Raw genomic sequence first — 20,248 nt, 5'->3', positions numbered from 1 at the left:
GAACCCGATCTGCCTGCTTGTCGCGCCGATCGGGTTCGACAGTCTGAGGATTTTAATCAATGACTAGCGATATCGATACCAAAGACGACTTGACCAGCAACACCGAAGGGCGCCGCAAGGACGGCGAGCCTCTTCCAAGCATCTTCATCGTCATGACCGAGGCGATCGAAGGGCGGGAGGACGAATTCAACGACTGGTACACGAACATCCATTGCCACGACACGATGCGCATCGAAGGAAGCGTAGCGGTTCAGCGGTGGAAGCGCTCACCATATCAACTGCGATACAACAAGGCCTATATTGGTCCGGCACAGCAATGGCTGTGCATCTATGAAATGAACGATACGCAGGCCAACATCGACGCGCACGTCAGGGACTGCTTCACCGATGCCATGCCGATTACCTCCGCGATGAAAATGGAGATGGGCGAAGACTTCTATTATGTTCCCGCGACGCCGGGGAAGAAATCTGCTGTCGAAGCCTACGATTCGCGGGACGGCGACGTACTGTTGATTCGCATGAATGCGCGCCCGGGCAAGGAAGCCGAGTTCGGCAAATGGTATCGCGAGCATTATCTTCCGCGCACCCTCGGTCTGACAGGTTTCGTCGATGGTGAACTTTACCGGGTGAGCGATCTCCAGCTCGTCAACGCCGTACCGACATTCGCCTTCTCCGCAGTGTATCATGTTGCGGATGCCAGAACCGCGATCGAAAGCCTCGACAGCCATCTGGCGCAGGCCGGTACAGTCCTCGACTGCCCCCTGGTCGATCCGAGCAGCATCGGCATTGCCTGTTATCAGCCGATCACCAACCGGTTCTTGGCCAAGGAAGCCCGCAATTTGTCATCCACCCGGCAAAAGCTGGAAAACGAGTTGCGCGCCAACATGGGCGACCGCCGCAGCATGGCGGAAGCCGCGGGCGGCATGAAGATCAAGCGAGACTGATCCGTATCGCCGCTCCGTGCGAGCGGCGAGCTCGGCACCGCGGCCTGTTTGTTGGAACGTCGTCACGATGCTGATTCAGCATAAGAGATACTTGGTCGACGATAACTATTTCTCATCTTTAGATTGTCACATTTTACAGAGCCGGCGGTTGCTTCTTTGCCGCCATTGTGCCGGATCGACCCTTTGAAAAAAACCTAGGCCGAACGGACGATGCCGCCTGTCTCGTCAGGTCATGTAATCGCGTTCGACAATAACGGGTGGCTACGGGCGATACGCCCCGGCAGACCGAAAAAGCGCAATGAATGCGCGTCGGTACTGGCGAGCCGCAGGACGACGGACGGCCCGTCGCCAGGACGCTTTCGCCTGGCTGGGATCGCCGATGGAGATGATGGGAGGGCGAATTGGAAACGGTCAGTTACGCTGCGTGCTCGCCGCTCACTCTCATCGCGGGGGTGCATCTCACTGCACCGGGCCACTGGATTGGCGAGCCATGACGTCGATCAACTATGGTTGGGTCATCGTGGGCTTCACGGTGCTCATGCAGATGTTCTCGCTGGGCGTCTTTCTGTACAGCTTCGGCGTTGTGCTGCTGCCTTGGACGGAAAGCTTCCAGGTAACCCGCGCCGAGTTGACGATGATCCCGGTGGCGATTCAGATCACAACCGGCGTCGCCAGTCCGTTCATCGGCCATTTCATCGACAGGCTGCCGACCAAGCCTGCGATCCTGACGGGTGTCGCTTCGACGGTGCTGTCGCTTCTTTTGCTCTCGCAAGCCACGAGCTTCTGGCAAGTTATGGTCATCAGCGTGATTCCCGTGGCGATCGCGGTCAAGCTTGCAGGCCCATTGATGGCCCAGGCTGTCACCGCGAAATGGTTTCGATCACGGCTGGGCCTCGCGCTTGCGGTCAGCGCGGCTGGGGGCAGCGTCGGCGGATTGGTGATGCCGCCGATCATCCAGTGGATCATCAGCTTTTCCGACTGGCGCACTGCCTATCTTTACCTTGCGATCGGTGCTGCGGTCATCTTCGTCCCGTTCTGTCTGCTGCTGAAGGAAGTGCCTGTCGCCGATGCACCGGCTCAGCAGGCCGGTACGACCACACGGGGCGATTCCAATCTCACCAATCTCACCACGCTCACCATCCTGTTCGACAAGATCTTTCTCATGACGGCGATCGGCATGGGGATCGTCGCGGCTATACAATTGGTGTTCCAGTATAACCTGCCGGCGATCGGCTATGACAACGGCATCTCGGCCGCCAGGTCTGCTCTTCTGCTGTCGGCACTTTCGTCGGGATCGATCCTCGGCAAGCCGGTTTGGGGGCTCATCGTCGATCGCCTCAAGGCTCACGCTGTCTATCTGCTGGTCACCTGCTGCTACCTGTTCTCCATCTCGCTGATGCTCGGGGTGGTCGGGCCGATCGGATATGTTCATCTGCTGGTGGCCGCGGTGGTCGCCGGTTTTGCCTCGGCCGCGATCTCGCCGCTGCTCGGCGTGGTCCTCGTCAAGAGGTTCGGCGTGGAGAACGTCGGCAAGACCCTCGGGCTCGCTTATCCGTTCCTGAGCCTGAGCGCGCTCGGCCCGGTCATCGCCGCCTATGCCTATAGCCAGACCGGGAGCTACGATATCGGGCTCATGGTCCTCGCCGGCTGTGTCCTGGCGAGCGCGGTGGTGATCGTTCGAAACCTCCGTACGGAAGCCGTGGCGGGAAAGGGCCTCGCGCCGGCTCGCGCCGGCTGAGCGGCCTGATTTTAATCGGTGGTGGCGCCCAATGAACACACGAGAGGAAGCGATGATGGACATCACGGAACAAACGCGGGCAGTGAACCAGCAGTGGTGGCATTATTTGGCAAGCGGCGACTCCGAGGCGATGGAGGCCCTGTTGGCCGATGACTTCAGGAGCTGGTCGCCCAGTCGTGGTTGGATCGGCAAGGCGGAGACATCGGAATTCACCAAATGGTTTCGGACGCTCCTGGTCGACGGGTGGTTCAAGTTCGAAGAGCCGGTTGTGACCGTGGAGGGACCCCGCGCCTGCGTTGCGACGTCGTCCTACGCGAAACTGAAGAACGGCGGAATTTACAACAATCACTACCATTTTCTGAACGTCGTGCGGGACGGGAAGATCATCGAGAGCCGCGAATATAACGATTCTCTCCACGTCTGGAGCGTGCTCGAGGCGGAAATCACCGAACATCGCGCGCAACGCGCTGCAGCCGCTCAGGCCTGAGTCCGGCGGAGCGAGCAGAATTTCCAGGAGATCCGACGATGGACGTGACCGAACAGACAAGGGCCATTCACAAGCAATGGTGGGATTGCATGAGCGCGGGCGACACCGACGGCATGTACCGGCTCGTCGCCGATGATTACCGTAGCTGGTCGCCCCGGCGCGGATGGATCGGCAAGGCCGAAACCATGAAGTTCGCTCAGTGGTTTCGGACGTTGCTCGTGGACGGGTGGTTCCATTTCGACGACCCCATCATCACCGTCGAAGGCGAGCGGGCCTGTACCGCTACGGCGTCACATGCCAAGCTCAAAAACGGCAATATATACAATAATCATTATCATTTCCTGCACGTAATCAGGAATGGGAAGATCGTTGAGGCACGCGAATATAACGATAGTCTCCACGTTTGGCAGGTTCTTGGAAATGAGCTTGCCGATCTGCAAAACAAATCGAAATAATATTCGATATGCTCAGGAAATCACGGGATGATCTTGGGGAATCATACTTTATAAATTGGATCGGCCATGGGTGACGCGCAATTCATTGCCAATCTTGGCATCAGGCGGGTAGCGGGGAACATTGGAGCGGAGGTCGCCGATGTCCAGCTTACTGCGGACATTTCGGCGGACCTGGTCGAGGCCCTGAAGCAGGCCCTGTGGCGGCATAAGGTGCTCTTCTTTCGAAGCCATGGTCATATCGATGACGTCATGCACGAAAGGATTGCCCTGCTGTTTGGCGACATCCATGATCATCCGACCACGCCGAACAAGCCGGGCACGCACATCAGCGAACTGGATTCTCGCCGCAAGGAGTTCGCAAATTTTTGGCATACCGATCAAACTTTTCAGGATGCTCCTCCTTCGGCGGCTTTTCTGCGCGCCGTAACTGTGCCCGACTTCGGCGGCGATACGATGTGGGCCAATGCCGCCAGTGCTTATGCCGCATTGCCCGACCAACTGCGCGAACTAGCCGATAGGCTGCGTGCGGTTCACACGAATGCGCGGTGGGACGTCGAGTATGAAGCTGGCCTCATGGCCATGAAGAACCCTTTTACGGCGACGATTTACGAGACCGAGCACCCGGTCGTCAGGGTCCATCCCGAAACGGGGGAACGATCGCTGATGCTGGGCAACTATGCCCAGAAATTCGTCGGATATTCGGGCGAAGATTCACAGCATCTCTTCAGGGTTTTCATGAACGAGATCACGCGGCCGGAGAATGTCGTCCGGTGGCGCTGGCGCGAGGGCGATTTCGTGATCTGGGATGAGCGCGCGACGCTGCATTACGCCATCCGCGATTATGGCGACCAGCGTCGCGTGATCCGGCGGATCACCGTTTGCGGCGAGGTTCCGGTCGGCGTCGATGGAAGGCCGAGCGAGCTCCGATACAAGGTTCGTAATCCGCTACAGCCTTTGGAGTGAATATTGCAAACAACATTACTAAAATAATATCGGTTATGATATTATCATGAAGTGTAAGGTGAGCGTAAACCATTATCCAACAAAAACTATCGAAGGGGGTTGTCATGAATAGGGCTTTCTTACTGTCCGGAGTCGCGTTCTTTGGTGTGATGATGCCGATGGCGGCACAGGCACAGGTCGAGGCTGGCAAGCCGCCAGCCGAAGAGACGGGATTTGCGGACGGCGATATCGTCGTTACGGCTCGCCGGCGTGAAGAGTCGCTGCAGAGCGTGCCGGTCGCGATCACCGCATTCAGCAGCGAGGCGCTCAAGGAGCGCTCGGTCACCACCTTCGTCGACCTGCAGGCGTCGACGCCGTCGCTGGCGTTCCAGGGTGCGGCCGGCCGTCGCGACACGCCATCGATCAGCCTTCGCGGCCAGCGCACCCAAGATACGCAGATCGTCGCCGACGCTTCGGTCGCGGTCTACATGGACGAAGTCGTGCTGACGCCGAACCAGGGCATCAACCTCGGCCTGTTCGACCTGCAGAACGTCCAGGTGCTGAAGGGGCCCCAGGGCACCCTGTTCGGCCGCAACAGCACGGGCGGCGCGGTGCTGTTCACCACCGCCAAGCCGACCGATGAGCTTGGCGCCGGGGTCACCGCGCACTACGGCAACTACGACGAAGTGCAGGTCCAGGGCTACCTCAACCTTCCGATATCCGACACGCTGCGGGTGCGCGTTGCGGGCAACTACCTCAAGAACGACGGTTACGCTGTCGTCGTAGGCGGGACGGAAGCGGGCCACCGGCTGGAATCGGCGGACCAGCATTCGATCCGCGCGATCGTCGCCTGGGAGCCCTTCACGGGCGTCAAGAACACCACGACCTACGAATATGACCACAGCAATGGCGGCGGGTCGGCATTCGTGCTGACTGCGGTGAGCCCGGCGACGACGATCCGCTTCTTCCCGGGGATGCTCACAGCGCTCGCTCGGCAGCAGGCGCGCAGCGTGCGTGAAGTCGAAGCGAGCTCTCCCATTCACGAGAGGAGCAGGGCAACCCTGCTGGTCAACACGACCGAGATCGAACTGGGCGAGGTGAAGTTCAAGAACATCTTCGGCTACCGCAAGATGGACTACGACATCAATTACGACGGGGACGATTCGCCGCTTCCAGTGTTCTACGTGCAGAACCCGGCGCATACCAAACAGTTCACCGATGAAATGCAGTTCCTTGGCAATGCGTTGGGCGGCAAGATGAACTGGATTACCGGTGTGTACTTCTTCAACCAGAAGGGTAGCGACATTTCATTGTCGAACTCATTCTTTGGTCTAAATCCGAACGCACCTGGCTATACTGGCCCCGTTGTGGACAACACCTCGTTCTCCGGCTATGTGCAGCAGACGACCGAAGTTCTGCCGAAGCTTTCGTTGACTACCGGCTTCCGCTTCACGGTTGACCGGCGCCGGACGAAGGTCGTGCAGTACACTTCGCCGATTGCGGGCAACCCGAACAAGTGCCAGGTCCTGGATGACAACGGGGTGCCGCTGACGTTCAATCCGGCGCTGCCCTATAACGGCTGCGCGTTCAATCTGGAGAAGACGTTCACCAGCCCGACGTGGACCATCAGCCTCGACTACAAGCTCGATCCCGACAAGCTGCTCTACGTCTCGAGCCGCCGCGGTTACCGCACCGGCGGGTTCAATGGCCGGGCGTCGGACAAGGTCCAGCGCCTTCCGTTCAGTCCGGAAACCGTCACTGACTTCGAGGCCGGCCTCAAGGTGGACACGCATCCCGCCGGCATGCTTTTGCGGACGAACCTGGCAGCTTATCTGCAGAAGTATAACTCGATCCAGCGCAGCGTGACCCTCATCAATCCGATTACCGGCAGCGTCACTTCGTCGATCATCAATGCGGCGAAGGCGAGGATTTGGGGGATCGAGGCCGAGGCCACCCTGATTCCGACCCGGTCGCTGGAACTGAGCGCCAACTACAGCTACGTGAATGCGAAATATACCAACTTCCCGGCTGTCCTGGCGGACAAGACGGTCGTTCAATATACCGACCGGAAATTTGCGGGCGTGCCTGTTCATCAGTTCAACGCCTCCATCAAATATACGCCGATCGACGACGAGCAGATCGGCAAGGTGACGTTCTTCGGTTCGTACAGCTATCGCAGCGGCTATTTCATCAACGAGCTGATGCAGACCCCGGCGCAGATCATCCTGGGCCAGCAAGCAGCGGATAGGGCGGCTGGCCGGACGCCTGCCACGGCGCTGGCGCCATTGATCCCGACCTCGATCCCGGGGCTCCGGATCCCCGGCGTGGGCCTGCTGAACGCCCGCCTGTCGTGGGACAACGTCATGGGCTCGAACTTCGGCCTTGCCCTCTATGGCAAGAACCTGGCTAACAAGACCTATGCCAGCTCGGGCCTGTCGCTCTACGAATCGCTGGGTACGCTTACCAATACCTATGGCGATCCCCGCACCTACGGTATCGAGGCTTCGTTCAAGTTTTGACCTGTCGGGGAGTGCGCGAGTGCGCACTCCCCGATAGCCTTCCCGTGGACGATCAGCGGCCTCGTGATCCGGCGGGAAGACATGCTCCGCACCGAAACGGCAGTTGCTGCACTTAAAATTTGGTGAGGGGCAATTGGTCCAATGGATCCAGGCAATATAAAAGGCGCCGAAGCCCGCCAGCCAGGGCGGTTGGAAGCGGCGCCGTCGCCGGGCGCGGGGCGCGCTGCCCTCCTGCTCGTGCTCATCGGTATTGGCCTCAGCTTGACGACCTCGATCATGGCGGTGCTTCTCGAACCGATCCGCACCGAGTTCGGTCTGTCGGACGGGTCGCTGGGTATGCTAGCCAATCTTGGGTTCGGCGCAGGACTGCTTGCCGCGTCGCTTCCCGGCGGAATTGCTGCCGACCACCTCAACCGTCGGAACATTCTGTCGGCTTGCCTCGTGATTGCAGGCCTGGCCACCGCCTTCGGCGGTTTGGGTGGAATCGCCGGTATCGTGATCATGCGGATCGTCGCTGGATCCTTCCACGGCCCCAACAGTCCGGCGATAACGTCTCTTTTTTCGGACCTGTTCCCCGCCCACAAGCGCGCGTCGATCATGGGCCTCTATTTCGGCGCCCAGGCGCTTGGCACGTTGCTCGATTTCCTCGGCGGCGGTTACCTTGCCATCCAGCTGGGCTGGCGTGCCACGCTGATGATCTTCGGCCTGGCAAGCGTGGTTATCGGGCTAGCCTTGCCCTTCCTGCTGAAGGAGCCAGCGCGGGAGCGAGCCGCGTCGCCCGCTGCGGAAAAGCCTCCCACCACCCGCTTCGCGTTCGCCTTTCTATGGTCGCAGCGGTCGGCCGTGTATGTGATCTGCTTCAGCGTCTTTGCGGTCGCAACCCTGTCATCGACGCTGACCTGGCTCGTGTCTTTTTTCGTCCGCATCCATCAGGTCCCTCTCGCACAAAGCGGGAGCCTCGTAGCGCTGGCGATCGCCTGCGGGGTGGTGGGGACCTTCGTTGGCGGCATACTGACCGATCGCATGGCGAGGCGGGACGCTCGCTGGGGGATCGGTGTATCCGCGGTGCTCCTGGTGGTCGCCACCATCGCGAATGTCGCGATGGTCTTCGCGCCATCCATCTACCTCGCGGTAGGATTGATGATGCTTTGGGCGCTTGGAATCCATGCTCATCTGGGGCCAGCCTGGGGAATTCTACAGGGACTTGTCCCGCCGCGCATGCGCGGGCGTGCGAGCAGCGTCCTTGCCGGCCTGTCGACGCTCGTCGGCTTCGGGCTCGGGCCGGCCGTCACGGGGCTGCTGAGCCAAGCCATGACCCCCCTGTTCGGGGGGGAGACGATCCGTTACGCGATGGCTGTTACGAACCTGATCAACTTGGTTGCCATCGCCTTCTGCCTTCTGGCGATCCGTCAGCTGCCAGCTGCGCTGGCGCGCATTGAGGCGCTCGGCTCGGAGATGTGAGGTGCCAGCGCTGCAGGTCTCGACCGGCCGTTTCGGGCACGCTCCGGGCGACCGGGCGGGAAGGGGCGCCATCCATTCGCTCCGCGAACCGGGATAAAGGCTCGCTCCGCCCAAGCCCGCGTTGGTGCCTGACGCGCGGGTGGCCGCCATCCCGCCCATCGTGGCATTGGCACCCGGATCGAGGAGGAAGAAAAGATCGCGCACCGTGGATGACCGGGCTGAGTCAGGCGAGACAACCCTGAAGTGCGGTTTTCGGCGCGGCGTGTCGTCATCTCGCTCGAAGCGGAGTGGCGTCATCATGGCATTGAAGAGTTTGCGATGGACGGGAATTGGTCTCGTATTGGTGGCGGTCACCTCGTTTCCGGCGCTGCTGAGATCCGCGAACGGAACGGCGGCGGTCATCGCGCCCAGTGTTCGACAGGATCCGCGTCTGTCGCTGATGACCTATAATGTCGAGGGACTGCCCTGGCCGGTGCGCTTCAGCCGCGACGCAGCCCTTGCGCGGATCAGGGATCGCCTCGAAACGCTGCGCATGCAGGGCGAACAGCCGCATATCGTAGCGCTGCAGGAGGCGTTCACCGCCGAGGCCAAGGCTGTCGGGCCGCAAAGCGGCTATCGCTATGTCGCCGATGGTCCGGGCAAGGACTTGGCTGGTGCTCCGGCGAGCCGCCCCGCGGATCGCGAATTTGAGCGGCAGACAAGCATTTTCAGGGGCGAGCGGAGCGGCAAGCTGGTCGGCAGCGGCCTGCAAATATTGTCGGACTATCCGATCCTGTCGATTCGTCGCATGGCGTTTCCGAGCTATGCCTGCGCAGGTTTCGATTGCCTGGCCAACAAGGGCGCGTTGCTCGCGATGATAGCGGTGCCCGGTCTGTCGGAACCGCTTGCCGTCGTCGATGTCCACCTGAACTCGCACAAGGCATCGGGTGCCGATGATGCGCGCTCGCTCTACGCTTATCGTGGTCAGATCGATGCGCTCGATCGCTTCCTGGGCGACGCTGTGAAGCCGGGCACGCCGGTGATCGTGGCGGGGGATTTCAATGTGGGCAATCGGCCGACCCGTCGCGCCTATTTCGAGGCGTTCGCGCGGCGCTGGGGGAGTGGCACGGCGCAAGGGTCGATGCGGGATGCGCTGGGCATGTGCCTGTCCCCTATGGCGCCCTGCGGTGCGGACATTCCGCCCGACGCGCGCTTTTCGGCGCAGCGGGGCAGGGATTGGCAGATTTCAATTCCAGGCTTCGCTTATGCCCTCGACGCGCGCAGTCTTGCGGTGCCGTTCGGTCATGAGCTCGACGGAACGATGCTGTCCGACCATGTCGGCTACACCGCTTATTATGTGCGGACCGACAGTCCCAGGATTGCCGGCAACACCGCACTGCGAGGCTAGGAGACCGCGAGCACACCGGCATATCGGGGCTCTTCAAGGGCTTGGCCGGCGCCCATGGCGACGCAGATCAGGGGATTATCGGCGATCACGACGGGCAGGCCTGTTGTCTGGCCAATGACGACATCGATGCGCGTGAGCAGCGCACCGCCGCCGGTCAGTACGATTCCCCGATCGACGATATCGGCTGCGAGCTCGGGAGCGGTGTTCTCGAGCGCGGTCATGACGGCCCGTACGATCTGGCTGACGGGCTCGACGATCGCGAGCGACACCTCGGCCTGCGTGATCTTCAGCTCGATGGGGCGCCCCGTCACCAGATCGCGCCCTTTCACGACCATCTCGGGGCCTTCGCCCTCAGGTGCATTGGCCGCGCCGATGCGGTGCTTTACCCGCTCGGCGGTGGCCTCGCCGATCATCAGATTATGTTTTCGCCGCACGAAGGACGAGATGGCGTCATCCATCTTGTCACCGCCAAAGCGAACCGAAGTGCTGTAGGCCAGCCCGCGTAGCGACAGGATCGCGACTTCGGTCGTCCCGCCGCCGATATCGACGACCATGGCACCGGTTGGTTCGGTGACCGGCAGGCCGGCGCCGATCGCTGCCGCCATGGGCTCCTCGATCAGGAAGACGTTCGACGCACCCGCGTTGAAGGCGGCATCGCGGATCGCCCGGCGTTCGACCGACGTGGATCCCGACGGTACGCAGATGACGATCTTCGGCCGGCGGGGGAATCGGCCTGGGCCTCCCAGCGCCTTGTCGATGAAATGCTTGATCATCTGCTCTGCCACGCTGAGATCGGCGATGACGCCGTCGCGCAGCGGACGAACCGCCTGTATGCCGGCCGGCGTCTTGCCCATCATCAGCTTGGCATCGTTTCCGACGCTCCTGACGCGCTGAACGCCGTTGCGGGTCTCAAGCGCCACCACCGAGGCTTCGTTCAGGACGATGCCCTTGTCACGCAGGTAGACGACGGTGTTCACCGTTCCCAAGTCGATCGCCATATCGTGGGAAGAGAAGTTCAATATTCGGGAAATAAACATTTTCGAGCCGCTTCGCAGACTGGTAAGCCGGATGGCTCGATCTGGCCGGCACGCTGCGCAGGGCTGGTCCCTCCGTCAATCGAGTGATCGTCGAACCGCCGTATTTCCAAGCCTAAAAAGGGGCTCTGCGGTGAAGGGTGGTCAGGCTGCGCTGAGCAGCGCTTCTTCGATCTGAGGCACGGTATGGCCGGTCAGGTCCTTGTCGATCTCGCCCGCCAGCCGCTCCTTCACCTCCTTGTGGTAATGTTTGCGAAGCTCGCCGAGGGTGCGCGGAGGCGCGGCAATGATCAGCGTCTCGAAATTGTTCGAAAGGGCCCGCTTCCTGAGCATCTCCGCGATCTCCTCGGCGAAGCGGTCTTCCTCGAGTTGATGAAAGTCGGTTTCGCCCATCGTCCCGCGGGACGGTGCGAACTGCGCGCCGCCGCCGCGTTCGTGCATCGAGCCGCTCTGGGTGGATGATGCCCGTCCGGAAGCGTCCCGCTTCTGATCCGAATCCTTGGGATTCTCGTGAATCTCCTTGCGCTCGACCTGGAGGTTGAGATGCTCCGTGTCGCCTTCGTTCCGTAAAAACAGCATCTTGCGGCCGTCTGCTATGACAACGAACGCATTGTGAGGAACTCGCATCGCTCTTCTCCTGCCATGGTCGGACCCAACGCGGATCCAGTGGCAAGGTTGCGGCGGCGCGAATGTTCCTCGGCCAACGGCCTGCTAGGGCGCCGGCTTCAGCCGGTAATGGCTCACGGCCCAGGGCACGCCGCCCTTATGTCCGAACAATCCCGCCGTCGCGAGGAAGAACAGCCGCCAGCGGCGCTCCCACAGCCGGGCATCCTTCCCATAGGTTTCGCGGAAGATCGCGGCGATCGCGGATCGGTTGGCATCGAACCGCGCCAGCCAGTCGAATGCCGTGCGGGCGTAATGTTCGCCATTCCAGCGCCATTCCTCCTCGACCGTGAAAAGCTTGGGGAAATGGCCGATCAGGCTGTGGCTCGGCATGATGCCGCCCGTGAAGAAATGCTGCGCGATCCAGTCGGCCTTGTCGGCATGATCGAAGCGGTAGCTTGCCCTGTCATGGGTGAAGATGTGGATGAACAGAAAGCCTTCGGGCTTCAGCCAAGATCTCACCTTGGTGAGCAACGCTTCCCAGTTCGACATGTGCTCGAACATCTCGACGGAGACGACGCGATCGAACAGCGCATCGGTCTGGAAGTCGTTCATGTCGCAGGTGACGACCTTCAGGTTGGTGGACCCCTGCGCAGCAGCGAGCTTCTCGATGTGCCGGCGTTGCGAATGCGAGTTCGAAACCGCGGTGATGCGGGCATTTGGGTAGCGCGCGGCCATGTAGAGGCTAAGCGAGCCCCAGCCGCAGCCGAGCTCGAGGATATGTTGGCCGTCGGCCAGCTGGGCATGCTCGGCGGTCTGGGAGAGCGCGGCTTCCTCGGCCTCCGTGATGGTCGTGCCCGGGCCGTCATAATAGCAGCAGCTATATTTGCGGCGCGGGCCCAGGCAGAGGTCGAAGAATGCGGCAGGCACCTCATAATGCTGGGCGTTGGCGTCGTCGGCGTGGATCGCGATCGGATAATCGCCCATCGTGCGCGCGAAGGCTTCGCTGTTGTCGGGCTGCCGCGCGAGCTTGCGCCCGGTGCGCCCGACGAGAAACTCGACACCCGCCAAGGTGATGGCGTCTGGCAGGGGCAGCCGCTCGACGGCGACAGTGGCGGCGGCGATAAAGTCCATCAGTATATATCCATCAGCTTTTGCGCGGGGGCAGGGGAAAGAAGGCGCTGGTCCGGGCCATCGAATTTCGGAAGGCCTCGCCGCGGCTCCTGAGCATGTGCGCCTCGAGCGGCGGAATGCCCGAGACATGCACCAGCAGCCAGTACATCAGCGCCGGCCCGATCAGCGCGAGCCAGCCTTGCCACCAGCCGCCCGTCAGCGAGATTGCCATGACCGGGTAAGACAGCCAGCCAAGCCATTCGAAGAAGTAATTGGGGTGCCGCGACCAGGACCACAGCCCCGTCTCGCAGACCTTGCCGTGATTTGCCCTGTCCGCGGTAAATGCGCGCAGCTGGCGATCGGCGATGCCTTCGCCGATGACCGAGACGATCAGCAGCGCCAGCCCGACGAAATCGGCGATCGACAGCACCGGCCCCGGCCGATGCGCTGCGGCATAGACGGTGACTACCAGCCCCACACCACACAGCGCCTGGACCTGCAGGAACAGGAATAGCCGGAGCTGGAACTTGTCGCCCCACTCGCGGCGGAGATCGGCGTAGCGCGGATCCTCGTAGCTGGCGGAGGCCGTACGCGCGAGGATGTGGAAGCCTAGCCGCATCGACCAGAACACCACCATCGCGCCCACCAGGAGGTTACGCTCGAATGGCGCGTCGCCCTTCACCAGCAGCGACACGACCAGCCCGCCGATGCCGATCGCGAACGACCAGAAGACATCGGCCCAACCGGATTGCGCGGTCGCCTTCTGGACGACCCAGGCGATCATCATCATTGCCGACATGATCAGCGATGCGATGGTGATGGCGGTAATCGCGCCCATTGTTTCGATGCCCCCCCAAAGAACCCACAACACCCCGAGCCCGCTCTCCTAATCCTATACGGGGCTCCGCGCCAATCCGTTGCGGCATGTCCCCCGACGATTCGGGATTGCGCTTTCCATAACGTGGGTTAGCAGTCGGAGCGGGGTAGCGCGCAACCTCTTCCGTCCGGGCGCCGTATCTGGGCCGAGGCAGACGGGGCAGGGCGATGACGGGGAACAGGTTCATGTCGAAAGGCCGCACGGGCCAGCGTATTGCCGTTATCGGCAGCGGGATTACCGGGCTCTCGGCCGCCTGGATGCTTTCCCAGCAGAATGACGTGGTGCTGTACGAGGCCGAGTCCCGGCCCGGCGGCCATACCCGCACGATCGACGTCGACATGGGAGACGGCAGTTCGCTCGGCGTCGACACCGGGTTCATCGTGTTCAACGACCGCACCTATCCCAACCTCATCGCGATGCTCGATCATCTGGGCGTTCCGGCGCGCGCCACCGACATGAGCTTCGCGGTGTCGCTCGACGACGGGAAGCTCGAATATGCCGCGGGGGATCGCATCTGGCAGTTGTTCGCCCAGCCTTCGAACCTGTTCTCACGCCGCTTCTGGTCGATGCTGCGCAACCTTGTCCGCTTCTATCGCGAGGCGGGCGCGCAGATGGGCAGCTTCGGCGAAATGACGCTGGGTCAGATGCTGGAGCAGGGCCGTTACGGCGACGCCTTTCGCGACGATCACCTGCTGCCGATGGCGGCGGCGATCTGGTCGGCACCCGCGCAATTGCTGCTCGACTATCCGGCGGAGGCGTTTGTCCGCTTCTGCGACAATCACGGCCTGCTCGATCTTGGCCGTCGTCCGAAATGGCGCACTGTGATCGGCGGCAGCCGCACCTATGTCGACCGCATCCTGGCGGAGTTCGGCGGCGAACTGCGGCTCGGCACGCCGGTCGCCAAGGTCGAACGCAAGGGCGGGCAGGTCATAATCACCGATCGGGCCGGCAACCCCGACCGCTTCGACGAGGTGGTGATCGCCGCGCACGGCAACCAGGCGCTGGCGATGCTCACCGATCCCAGCCCGCAGGAGCGCGAACTGCTCGGCGCGTTTCGCTACAGCAGCAATCTCGCCGTGCTGCACGACGATCCGGCGCTGATGCCCAAGCGCCGCGCGCTATGGGGGGCCTGGAATTATTTCGGCCGCCGCCATGCGAACGATGCCACGGGCGACCTCTGCGTCAGCTACTGGATGAACCGCCTGCAGGGTTTCGAGACGAAGCGCCCTCTGGTCGTCACGCTCAATCCCAATCGCGCGATCGGCGCGGGGCATGAGATCGATCGCGCCAGCTTCGAGCATCCGATCTTCGATCATGCCGCGCTCGACGCGCAGCGGCAGATCTGGGCGATCCAAGGCCAGCGCAACACCTTTTATTGCGGCGCGCACCTCGGCGCGGGCTTCCATGAAGACGGGTTGCAGTCGGGGCTCGCCGTCGCCGAGATGCTTGGTGCCGCGCGGCCCTGGACGGTCGAGGAGCCCAATGGCCGGCTGGCGATGGAGCTCGCGCCGACGCGCGAAGCAGCGGCGTGAAATCCGCGATCTACGCCGGCGAAGTCTTTCACCAGCGCTTTCGACCGCGGGCCCACCGGCTGCGCTATCGCGTCTTCCAGTGCCTGTTCGATCTCGACGAGATCGACGCGATGGCAGGCCGGCTGCGGCTATTCTCGCGGAATCGCTTCAACCTCTTCTCCTTCCACGACAAGGACTTCGCAGACCGTAGCGGAAAGCCGCTGCGCCCGCAGGTCGAGGCGTTGATGGCGCGTGCGGGGCAGGAACCGGACGGCGGGCCGATCCGTTTGCTCACCATGCCGCGTATGCTGGGCCATGTTTTCAACCCGATTTCGGTGTGGTTCTGCCACCGCCGCGACGGCGGCCTCGCGACGATCATCTATGAGGTCACCAACACCTTCAAGGAACGGCACAGCTATGTGATCCCCGTGGCGGAGGGGCAGGCGCGCGCGCCGACCATCCGCCAGGCCTGCGACAAGCGCCTTTACGTCTCACCCTTCATGGACATGGACATGCGCTATGATTTCACCGTCGAGCCGCCGATGGAGAAGACGCGGGTGGTCGTCGCCGGTGGCGACGCCAAAGGCCCGCTGATCGTGGCCGCATTCTCGGGCAGGCGCCGGGAGTTGAGCGACAGCGCGCTCGCCACCGCCTTCCTGCGCCACCCGCTGCTGACGCTGAAGGTCGTCGCCGGCATCCATGTCGAGGCGCTGTGGCTGCTTCTGAAACGGGTCGGCGTCCGCCGTCACGTCGCCAGCGGGGGCGACGGCGTTTCGATCGTCACCGACCCAGTCTCGATCGTTCCGGCATGAGCGTCGCGTTCCGCCGTGAGAGCGACGAGGAACATCTCGAACCCAAGTTCGAGCTGCCCATCCCGCCCGGCCCTAATCTCGTCACCGAACGCGGCGCGAAGCTGATCGAGGCGCGCATCGCCGAGATTGAAGCAGCCATCGACGCCGCGACAGCCGCAGGCGCCGCGGAGGACGAGCTCAAGGCGCATAAGCGCGACCTGCGCTATTGGCATACGCGCCGCGCGACCATGGAGATTCAGCCTGCGGCCGATGGGGATGTGGCGGCGTTCGGGACACGCGTGCGGTACCGCCTGCGCGGCAAGGAGGCGGAGATGTCGATCGTCGGCGACGACGAGGCCGACCCGGCGGCTGGACTGGTCTCCTACGCATCACCGCTGGCGCGCGCGCTGATCGGAGCCGGCGAAGGGGACTTCGCGGATTTCGGCGGGAAGGCGGATGCGATCGAAGTCCTGGAAGTAGCAGCGATCTAGCTGGACATTTCTCCGCGGAAGTACCGTGCGATAGCACTACTTCGCCGATAATAGTTAGGGCCTCAATGAATAGTTGGGCCGCGCGTCCCGCGCATCGTGATGAAGTCCTGCATCAGGCCGAGCATCCGCGTCGATGCTCTTCTCCTGAGACTTACGCTCCGCGCGGCGGCCGACAGGCGGATCATCTCCTTCCGTACGAAGCCTGCGTCACCGGCATAAGCAAGGCTCCACTCGGAACATAAACGCTCGCCTCGGCAGGGTGTGTCCATGATCTCCAGCGAATGATGCCGCGGATCCGCACGGATCCTATCGATGAGCGCATCGACGTCCTCCTGCATTCCTTCGAGATATTGCGAGAAGTATCCGCCGCTGTAGATAAGGACACCCGTGATGCCGACACTGTGGTTCCATCGCATCGACGCGTTGACTATCTCGTCTATGCCCGGATTGAGTCGAAAACGTTCGGATGCCTCGCTGATACATAAGAGCGAGTAAGGTGAAACCATGCCGGCAACTCCTCTAGCCGCAAGTTGAGCGACCGGAAGTTAGCTCCGGCCGCAACGTGTAACACCTCATATTTTTGGTGAGCTCTGATCGTCAGTCTACCCAGGAACAACCCGCATAGGAGATGGACGTACACCTAGCCTAGATAGCGCACAGCCATTACTGTCAGGTCGTCGGTCGGATCGGTGCCGTTCTCGAAGACCCGCACCGCGTCGCGCACCGCTTCGACCATCTCGCTGGCACTGCGGCGCCCGGCTATCGCGGCGAGCAGCCGTTCATGGCCGAACAGCGCATCCGTGCGGTCAAGGGCTTCGCTGACCCCGTCCGACACCAGCAGCAATGTTTCGCCGCGCAGGAGCGTGAACCGTTCCTCGGGATAGGGAAAGTCGACGATGCAGAAGGGCGGTCCGCCGTCGAGCTTGTGGGATGCGACGCGGCCGTCGGCGCCGATGTGGAGCGGGTCCTCATGCCCTGCGCTTGTCAGGACGAGTTCGCCGGTGGACAGATCCATGATGCCGAGGAGCATCGTCACATTCATCGCTTCGCCGTTGTCGCGGGCCAGCTCCTGGTTGAGGATGGCGGCCGCATCCGCGAGGTTCGGCACACCGCGCAGCAACACGCTCTTCGCGAGCGCCTTCGACAGCGCCATGAACAGTGCGGCAGGCACGCCCTTGCCGGTCACATCCCCCACGAGGAAGGCGATCCGGTCGGCATCGATGCGGATCACGTCGTAGAGATCCCCTCCGATCGACCGGGCCGGCTCGAGCAGGGCGTCGATGTCGACGCGCGGATCGAAACCTGAAAGATCGGAGCGCGGCGGCAGCATGCCGAGCTGGATGCTTCGCGCCGCCTGTAACTCGCCCTCGGTCGCAGCCGCGGCGATCCGCTCGCGCAGAAGGGTTTGGCGGAGCCGCATGCGTTCGCGCCAAGCCGCGACCGAAACGACGAACAGCAGCCCGAGGAGCGCGGAGATCGGTGGCAACCAGATATTGGCGAAGCGAAACAGGCCAAAGCTCAGGCCGACGATGGACAGCGCGACGGCGACGGCAAGGAGGGCGCTACCGCGCGACCGCAGCCGCAGCAGACCAAAGGCTACGATCCAGATTCCCCCGAGTGCAAGGCCGAGCTGCCAGCCTGGCGAGGCCGGAGTGATCGCGTCGCCGCGCAGCAGTGTGTCGAGCAGATGCGCCTGGATCTCTACGCCGGACATCTGGCTGGTAGCGCCGGAGGTGGGGGTGGCGTAGCTGTCGCCCAGGCCGTCGGCGGTCGCGCCGATCAGGATATGGCGGCCCGCCAGCAGCTCGGGCGGCACCCGCCCGTCGAGCAGGTCGACGAAGGAGATCGACGGGACGTGGCCGGTCGTGCCGCCATAGGGGATCAGTACCGGCCGAGCCTGGTGCAATCCGGCCGGGCCGGCTCCGCCGCCGCCCTCCGCCCGGAGACCGGCCATGACGGCGCCAAGCTGGAGCCACGACCGGCCGCCGCCGCCTTCCTCGAGATAGACTTTGCGGACGACGCGGTCGCCGTCGAAGTGAAGATTTACCTGCGCGATCGCGGCGGCGGCGGCGGTCAGTGGACCCGAAGGCGTGGCAATGTCATAGGCCGCCCCGTTGCTGCCGGGGACGTCGATCACCAGCGGCAGATAGGTGCGATTGCGCCGTACCGCTGCGGCGAACATCGCATCGTCGGGGCTCGGATCGACGAACAGCACGTCATAGCCGATGGCGCGCGGACGCGCCTCGGCGAGGCGGTCCAGCAACTGGGCGTGGATGTGGCGCGGCCAAGGCCAGCGCCCGATCTCCTCCAGGCTGCGATTGTCGATAGCGACGATCACGATGTCGTCGGGCGGGGCGCGCTCGGCCGATGCCAGCGCATGGTCGTAGACGATATAGTCGAGGCGTTCGGTCAGCCGCCCGAGCACGAGCGCCGCCACCAGCATGCTCGCCACCAGCGCCAGCACAAGCCATTCGGCCGCGACGCGCCCGCCGATCGTCCGCCACCCGCCAGAATTGGCCGAGGGTGGCATCCCGTCGCCGGTTATGTCGAGACGGTCGGAACGGTAGCGCATTGAGCCGTTGTGCTATGATAGATCAGGGTCGTCCATCCCCTCCGCCGAAAGCCCCGAATGTCTCCTCCGACCGATCTTGCCATCCGCCTGCGTCGCGCCGCCTTCAACCGTGCGCTGGCCGAAGCCGACCTCAATGCCATCGGGCCGTTCCTTGCGCCGAGCGTCATCCTCGTCGCTGGCACCGACAGCGCGCTGCTCTCCGGGCGCAAGGCGCAGTTGATGGCGTGGAAGCGCGAATTCGCCGCGCCGGAGCGCGCCATCTACACCCGGAGGCCGGACAGGATCGTGGTGTCCGCCGTCGAGCCGATCGCACTCGAACACGGCCGGTGGGAGCGTGTCGCCGCTGCAACCGGCCAGCCCCTGGCATCGGGAGACTATAGCGCGAAATGGCGGAGGGTCGGCGCGGATTGGGTGATCGAGGCGGAAATCTACCTCACCCTCGGCTGACGCGCTGTTTGATGAAAAAAAGCGAAAAGGCCGCGCTCCTTGCGGAACGCGGCCTCGCCTTGCCCCTGTAGCAAACTCGTGGGTTCAGGCCGCGACCTGACCCTCTTCAGGATCGCGCAGAACATAGCCGCGACCCCAGACTGTTTCGATATAATTGTCGCCGCCGCAGGCCAGGCTCAGCTTCTTGCGCAGCTTGCAGATGAAGACGTCGATGATCTTGAGCTCGGGCTCGTCCATCCCGCCGTAGAGATGATTGAGGAACATTTCCTTGGTCAGCGTGGTGCCCTTGCGCAGCGACAGCAGCTCAAGCATCGCATATTCCTTGCCGGTCAGGTGCACGCGGGCGCTGTCGACCTCGACCGTCTTGGCATCGAGATTGACCGCCAGCTTGCCGGTGCGGATGACTGACTGGCTGTGCCCCTTCGAGCGCCGGACGATCGCATGAATGCGGGCGACCAGTTCCTCGCGGTGGAAAGGCTTGGTGACATAATCGTCGGCGCCGAAGCCGAGCGCGCGGACCTTCGAGTCCATCTCGCCGATGCCTGACAGGATCATCACCGGCGTCTGGACCTTGGCGGTGCGGAGCTTCTTGAGCACGTCATAGCCGTGCATATCGGGCAGGTTCAGGTCGAGCGCGATGATATCGTAATCATAGAGCTTGCCCAGATCGAGGCCTTCCTCGCCAAGATCGGTCGTGTAGACGTTGAACCCTTCCGATCCGAGCATGAGCTCGATGCTCTTGGCAGTGGTGGGGTCATCCTCGATCAACAATACCCGCATGCGACTGTTCCTGCTCTAGCGTTGGCGGGGGAACGACGTGCCCCGTGCCGCCCGTGAACCAGTGATTAACCACGTCGTTAATGAAGGTAAAAGGTT

Annotated in this window: 19 protein-coding genes; 12 read left to right on the top strand and 7 right to left on the bottom strand. The window is 62.7% G+C overall.

The genetic code is table 11. The annotated features are described in order from the left end of the window. Nucleotides 1-59 precede the first annotated feature (59 nt). From AC1DQK_RS02655 to AC1DQK_RS02620, 8 genes are all read left to right on the top strand, one after another. Nucleotides 60-944, top strand: coding sequence for a hypothetical protein (locus tag AC1DQK_RS02655; protein ID WP_477867128.1), 885 nt, complete (start codon nt 60-62; stop codon nt 942-944). A 490-nt stretch (nt 945-1,434) separates the two neighbouring features. Next, on the top strand, nt 1,435-2,682 hold the full coding sequence (locus AC1DQK_RS02650; protein ID WP_477867126.1) for an MFS transporter: 1,248 nt from the start codon (nt 1,435-1,437) through the stop codon (nt 2,680-2,682). Between the two features lie 52 nt (nt 2,683-2,734). After that, nucleotides 2,735-3,169, top strand: coding sequence for a nuclear transport factor 2 family protein (locus AC1DQK_RS02645; RefSeq protein WP_477867124.1), 435 nt, complete (start codon nt 2,735-2,737; stop codon nt 3,167-3,169). A 38-nt stretch (nt 3,170-3,207) separates the two neighbouring features. Beyond that, the gene (locus tag AC1DQK_RS02640; RefSeq protein WP_477867122.1) at nt 3,208-3,624 is read left to right on the top strand and encodes a nuclear transport factor 2 family protein; all 417 of its coding nucleotides are present in this window, start codon (nt 3,208-3,210) and stop codon (nt 3,622-3,624) included. Between the two features lie 66 nt (nt 3,625-3,690). After that, nucleotides 3,691-4,587: a TauD/TfdA dioxygenase family protein gene (locus AC1DQK_RS02635; protein WP_477867120.1), complete on the top strand. Its 897-nt coding sequence runs from the start codon at nt 3,691-3,693 to the stop codon at nt 4,585-4,587. A gap of 104 nt (nt 4,588-4,691) precedes the next feature. After that, nucleotides 4,692-7,085, top strand: a complete 2,394-nt coding sequence (locus tag AC1DQK_RS02630) for a TonB-dependent receptor (RefSeq protein ID WP_477867118.1) — start codon at nt 4,692-4,694, stop codon at nt 7,083-7,085. A gap of 141 nt (nt 7,086-7,226) precedes the next feature. Then, entirely contained in the window at nt 7,227-8,546 is a 1,320-nt protein-coding gene (locus AC1DQK_RS02625) for an MFS transporter (RefSeq protein WP_477867116.1), read from the top strand. Between the two features lie 298 nt (nt 8,547-8,844). Further along, on the top strand, nt 8,845-9,933 hold the full coding sequence (locus AC1DQK_RS02620) for a sphingomyelin phosphodiesterase (protein ID WP_477867114.1): 1,089 nt from the start codon (nt 8,845-8,847) through the stop codon (nt 9,931-9,933). On the opposite strand, the gene AC1DQK_RS02615 is transcribed toward AC1DQK_RS02620, so the two are convergent. The 4 genes from AC1DQK_RS02615 to AC1DQK_RS02600 all read right to left on the bottom strand — a co-directional run bounded on the left by AC1DQK_RS02615 (nt 9,930) and on the right by AC1DQK_RS02600 (nt 13,521). Next, nucleotides 9,930-10,970, bottom strand: coding sequence for a rod shape-determining protein (locus AC1DQK_RS02615; protein ID WP_477867112.1), 1,041 nt, complete (start codon nt 10,968-10,970; stop codon nt 9,930-9,932). The two genes, AC1DQK_RS02620 and AC1DQK_RS02615, sit on opposite strands and share 4 nt — an antisense overlap. A 141-nt stretch (nt 10,971-11,111) precedes the next feature. Next, nucleotides 11,112-11,594: a host attachment family protein gene (locus tag AC1DQK_RS02610; RefSeq protein ID WP_477867110.1), complete on the bottom strand. Its 483-nt coding sequence runs from the start codon at nt 11,592-11,594 to the stop codon at nt 11,112-11,114. 84 nt (nt 11,595-11,678) lie between these two features. Next, nucleotides 11,679-12,704 carry an SAM-dependent methyltransferase gene (locus tag AC1DQK_RS02605; protein ID WP_477867108.1) on the bottom strand — a complete coding sequence of 342 codons (1,026 nt, stop codon included), beginning with the start codon at nt 12,702-12,704 and terminating at the stop codon, nt 11,679-11,681. A gap of 13 nt (nt 12,705-12,717) precedes the next feature. Further along, entirely contained in the window at nt 12,718-13,521 is an 804-nt protein-coding gene (locus tag AC1DQK_RS02600) for a DUF1295 domain-containing protein (protein ID WP_477867106.1), read from the bottom strand. Nucleotides 13,522-13,745: 224 nt separating this feature from the next. Here AC1DQK_RS02600 and AC1DQK_RS02595 point away from each other — a divergent pair, with 224 nt between their 5' ends. Genes AC1DQK_RS02595 through AC1DQK_RS02585 form a run of 3 tightly spaced genes read left to right on the top strand, consistent with a single transcriptional unit; the run spans nt 13,746 to nt 16,353 of the window. Next, nucleotides 13,746-15,092 carry an NAD(P)/FAD-dependent oxidoreductase gene (locus AC1DQK_RS02595; RefSeq protein WP_477867104.1) on the top strand — a complete coding sequence of 449 codons (1,347 nt, stop codon included), beginning with the start codon at nt 13,746-13,748 and terminating at the stop codon, nt 15,090-15,092. Then, nucleotides 15,089-15,883 carry a DUF1365 domain-containing protein gene (locus tag AC1DQK_RS02590; RefSeq protein WP_477867102.1) on the top strand — a complete coding sequence of 265 codons (795 nt, stop codon included), beginning with the start codon at nt 15,089-15,091 and terminating at the stop codon, nt 15,881-15,883. Before AC1DQK_RS02595 ends, AC1DQK_RS02590 begins: the two co-directional genes overlap by 4 nt. Further along, nucleotides 15,880-16,353: a GreA/GreB family elongation factor gene (locus AC1DQK_RS02585; RefSeq protein WP_477867100.1), complete on the top strand. Its 474-nt coding sequence runs from the start codon at nt 15,880-15,882 to the stop codon at nt 16,351-16,353. Before AC1DQK_RS02590 ends, AC1DQK_RS02585 begins: the two co-directional genes overlap by 4 nt. Before the next feature lie 62 nt (nt 16,354-16,415). On the opposite strand, the gene AC1DQK_RS02580 is transcribed toward AC1DQK_RS02585, so the two are convergent. Beyond that, complete coding sequence (locus AC1DQK_RS02580) at nt 16,416-16,859, bottom strand: BLUF domain-containing protein (protein WP_477867098.1); 444 nt, start codon at nt 16,857-16,859, stop codon at nt 16,416-16,418. Nucleotides 16,860-16,993: 134 nt separating this feature from the next. Then, nucleotides 16,994-18,925 carry a CHASE2 domain-containing protein gene (locus AC1DQK_RS02575; RefSeq protein WP_477867096.1) on the bottom strand — a complete coding sequence of 644 codons (1,932 nt, stop codon included), beginning with the start codon at nt 18,923-18,925 and terminating at the stop codon, nt 16,994-16,996. 57 nt (nt 18,926-18,982) lie between these two features. On the opposite strand from AC1DQK_RS02575, the gene AC1DQK_RS02570 reads away from it, so the two are divergent. Next, nucleotides 18,983-19,372 carry a nuclear transport factor 2 family protein gene (locus tag AC1DQK_RS02570; RefSeq protein ID WP_477867094.1) on the top strand — a complete coding sequence of 130 codons (390 nt, stop codon included), beginning with the start codon at nt 18,983-18,985 and terminating at the stop codon, nt 19,370-19,372. Between the two features lie 84 nt (nt 19,373-19,456). Here AC1DQK_RS02570 and ctrA read toward each other — a convergent pair whose 3' ends face one another. Next, entirely contained in the window at nt 19,457-20,152 is a 696-nt protein-coding gene (ctrA, locus tag AC1DQK_RS02565) for a response regulator transcription factor CtrA (protein ID WP_477867092.1), read from the bottom strand. Between the last annotated feature and the right edge of the window lie 96 nt (nt 20,153-20,248).

This window comes from Rhizorhabdus sp. P4_G5, assembly GCF_056401065.1.
The sequence above is the reverse complement of the archived record's forward strand: the minus strand, read 5'-3'. Positions and strand labels throughout refer to the sequence as shown.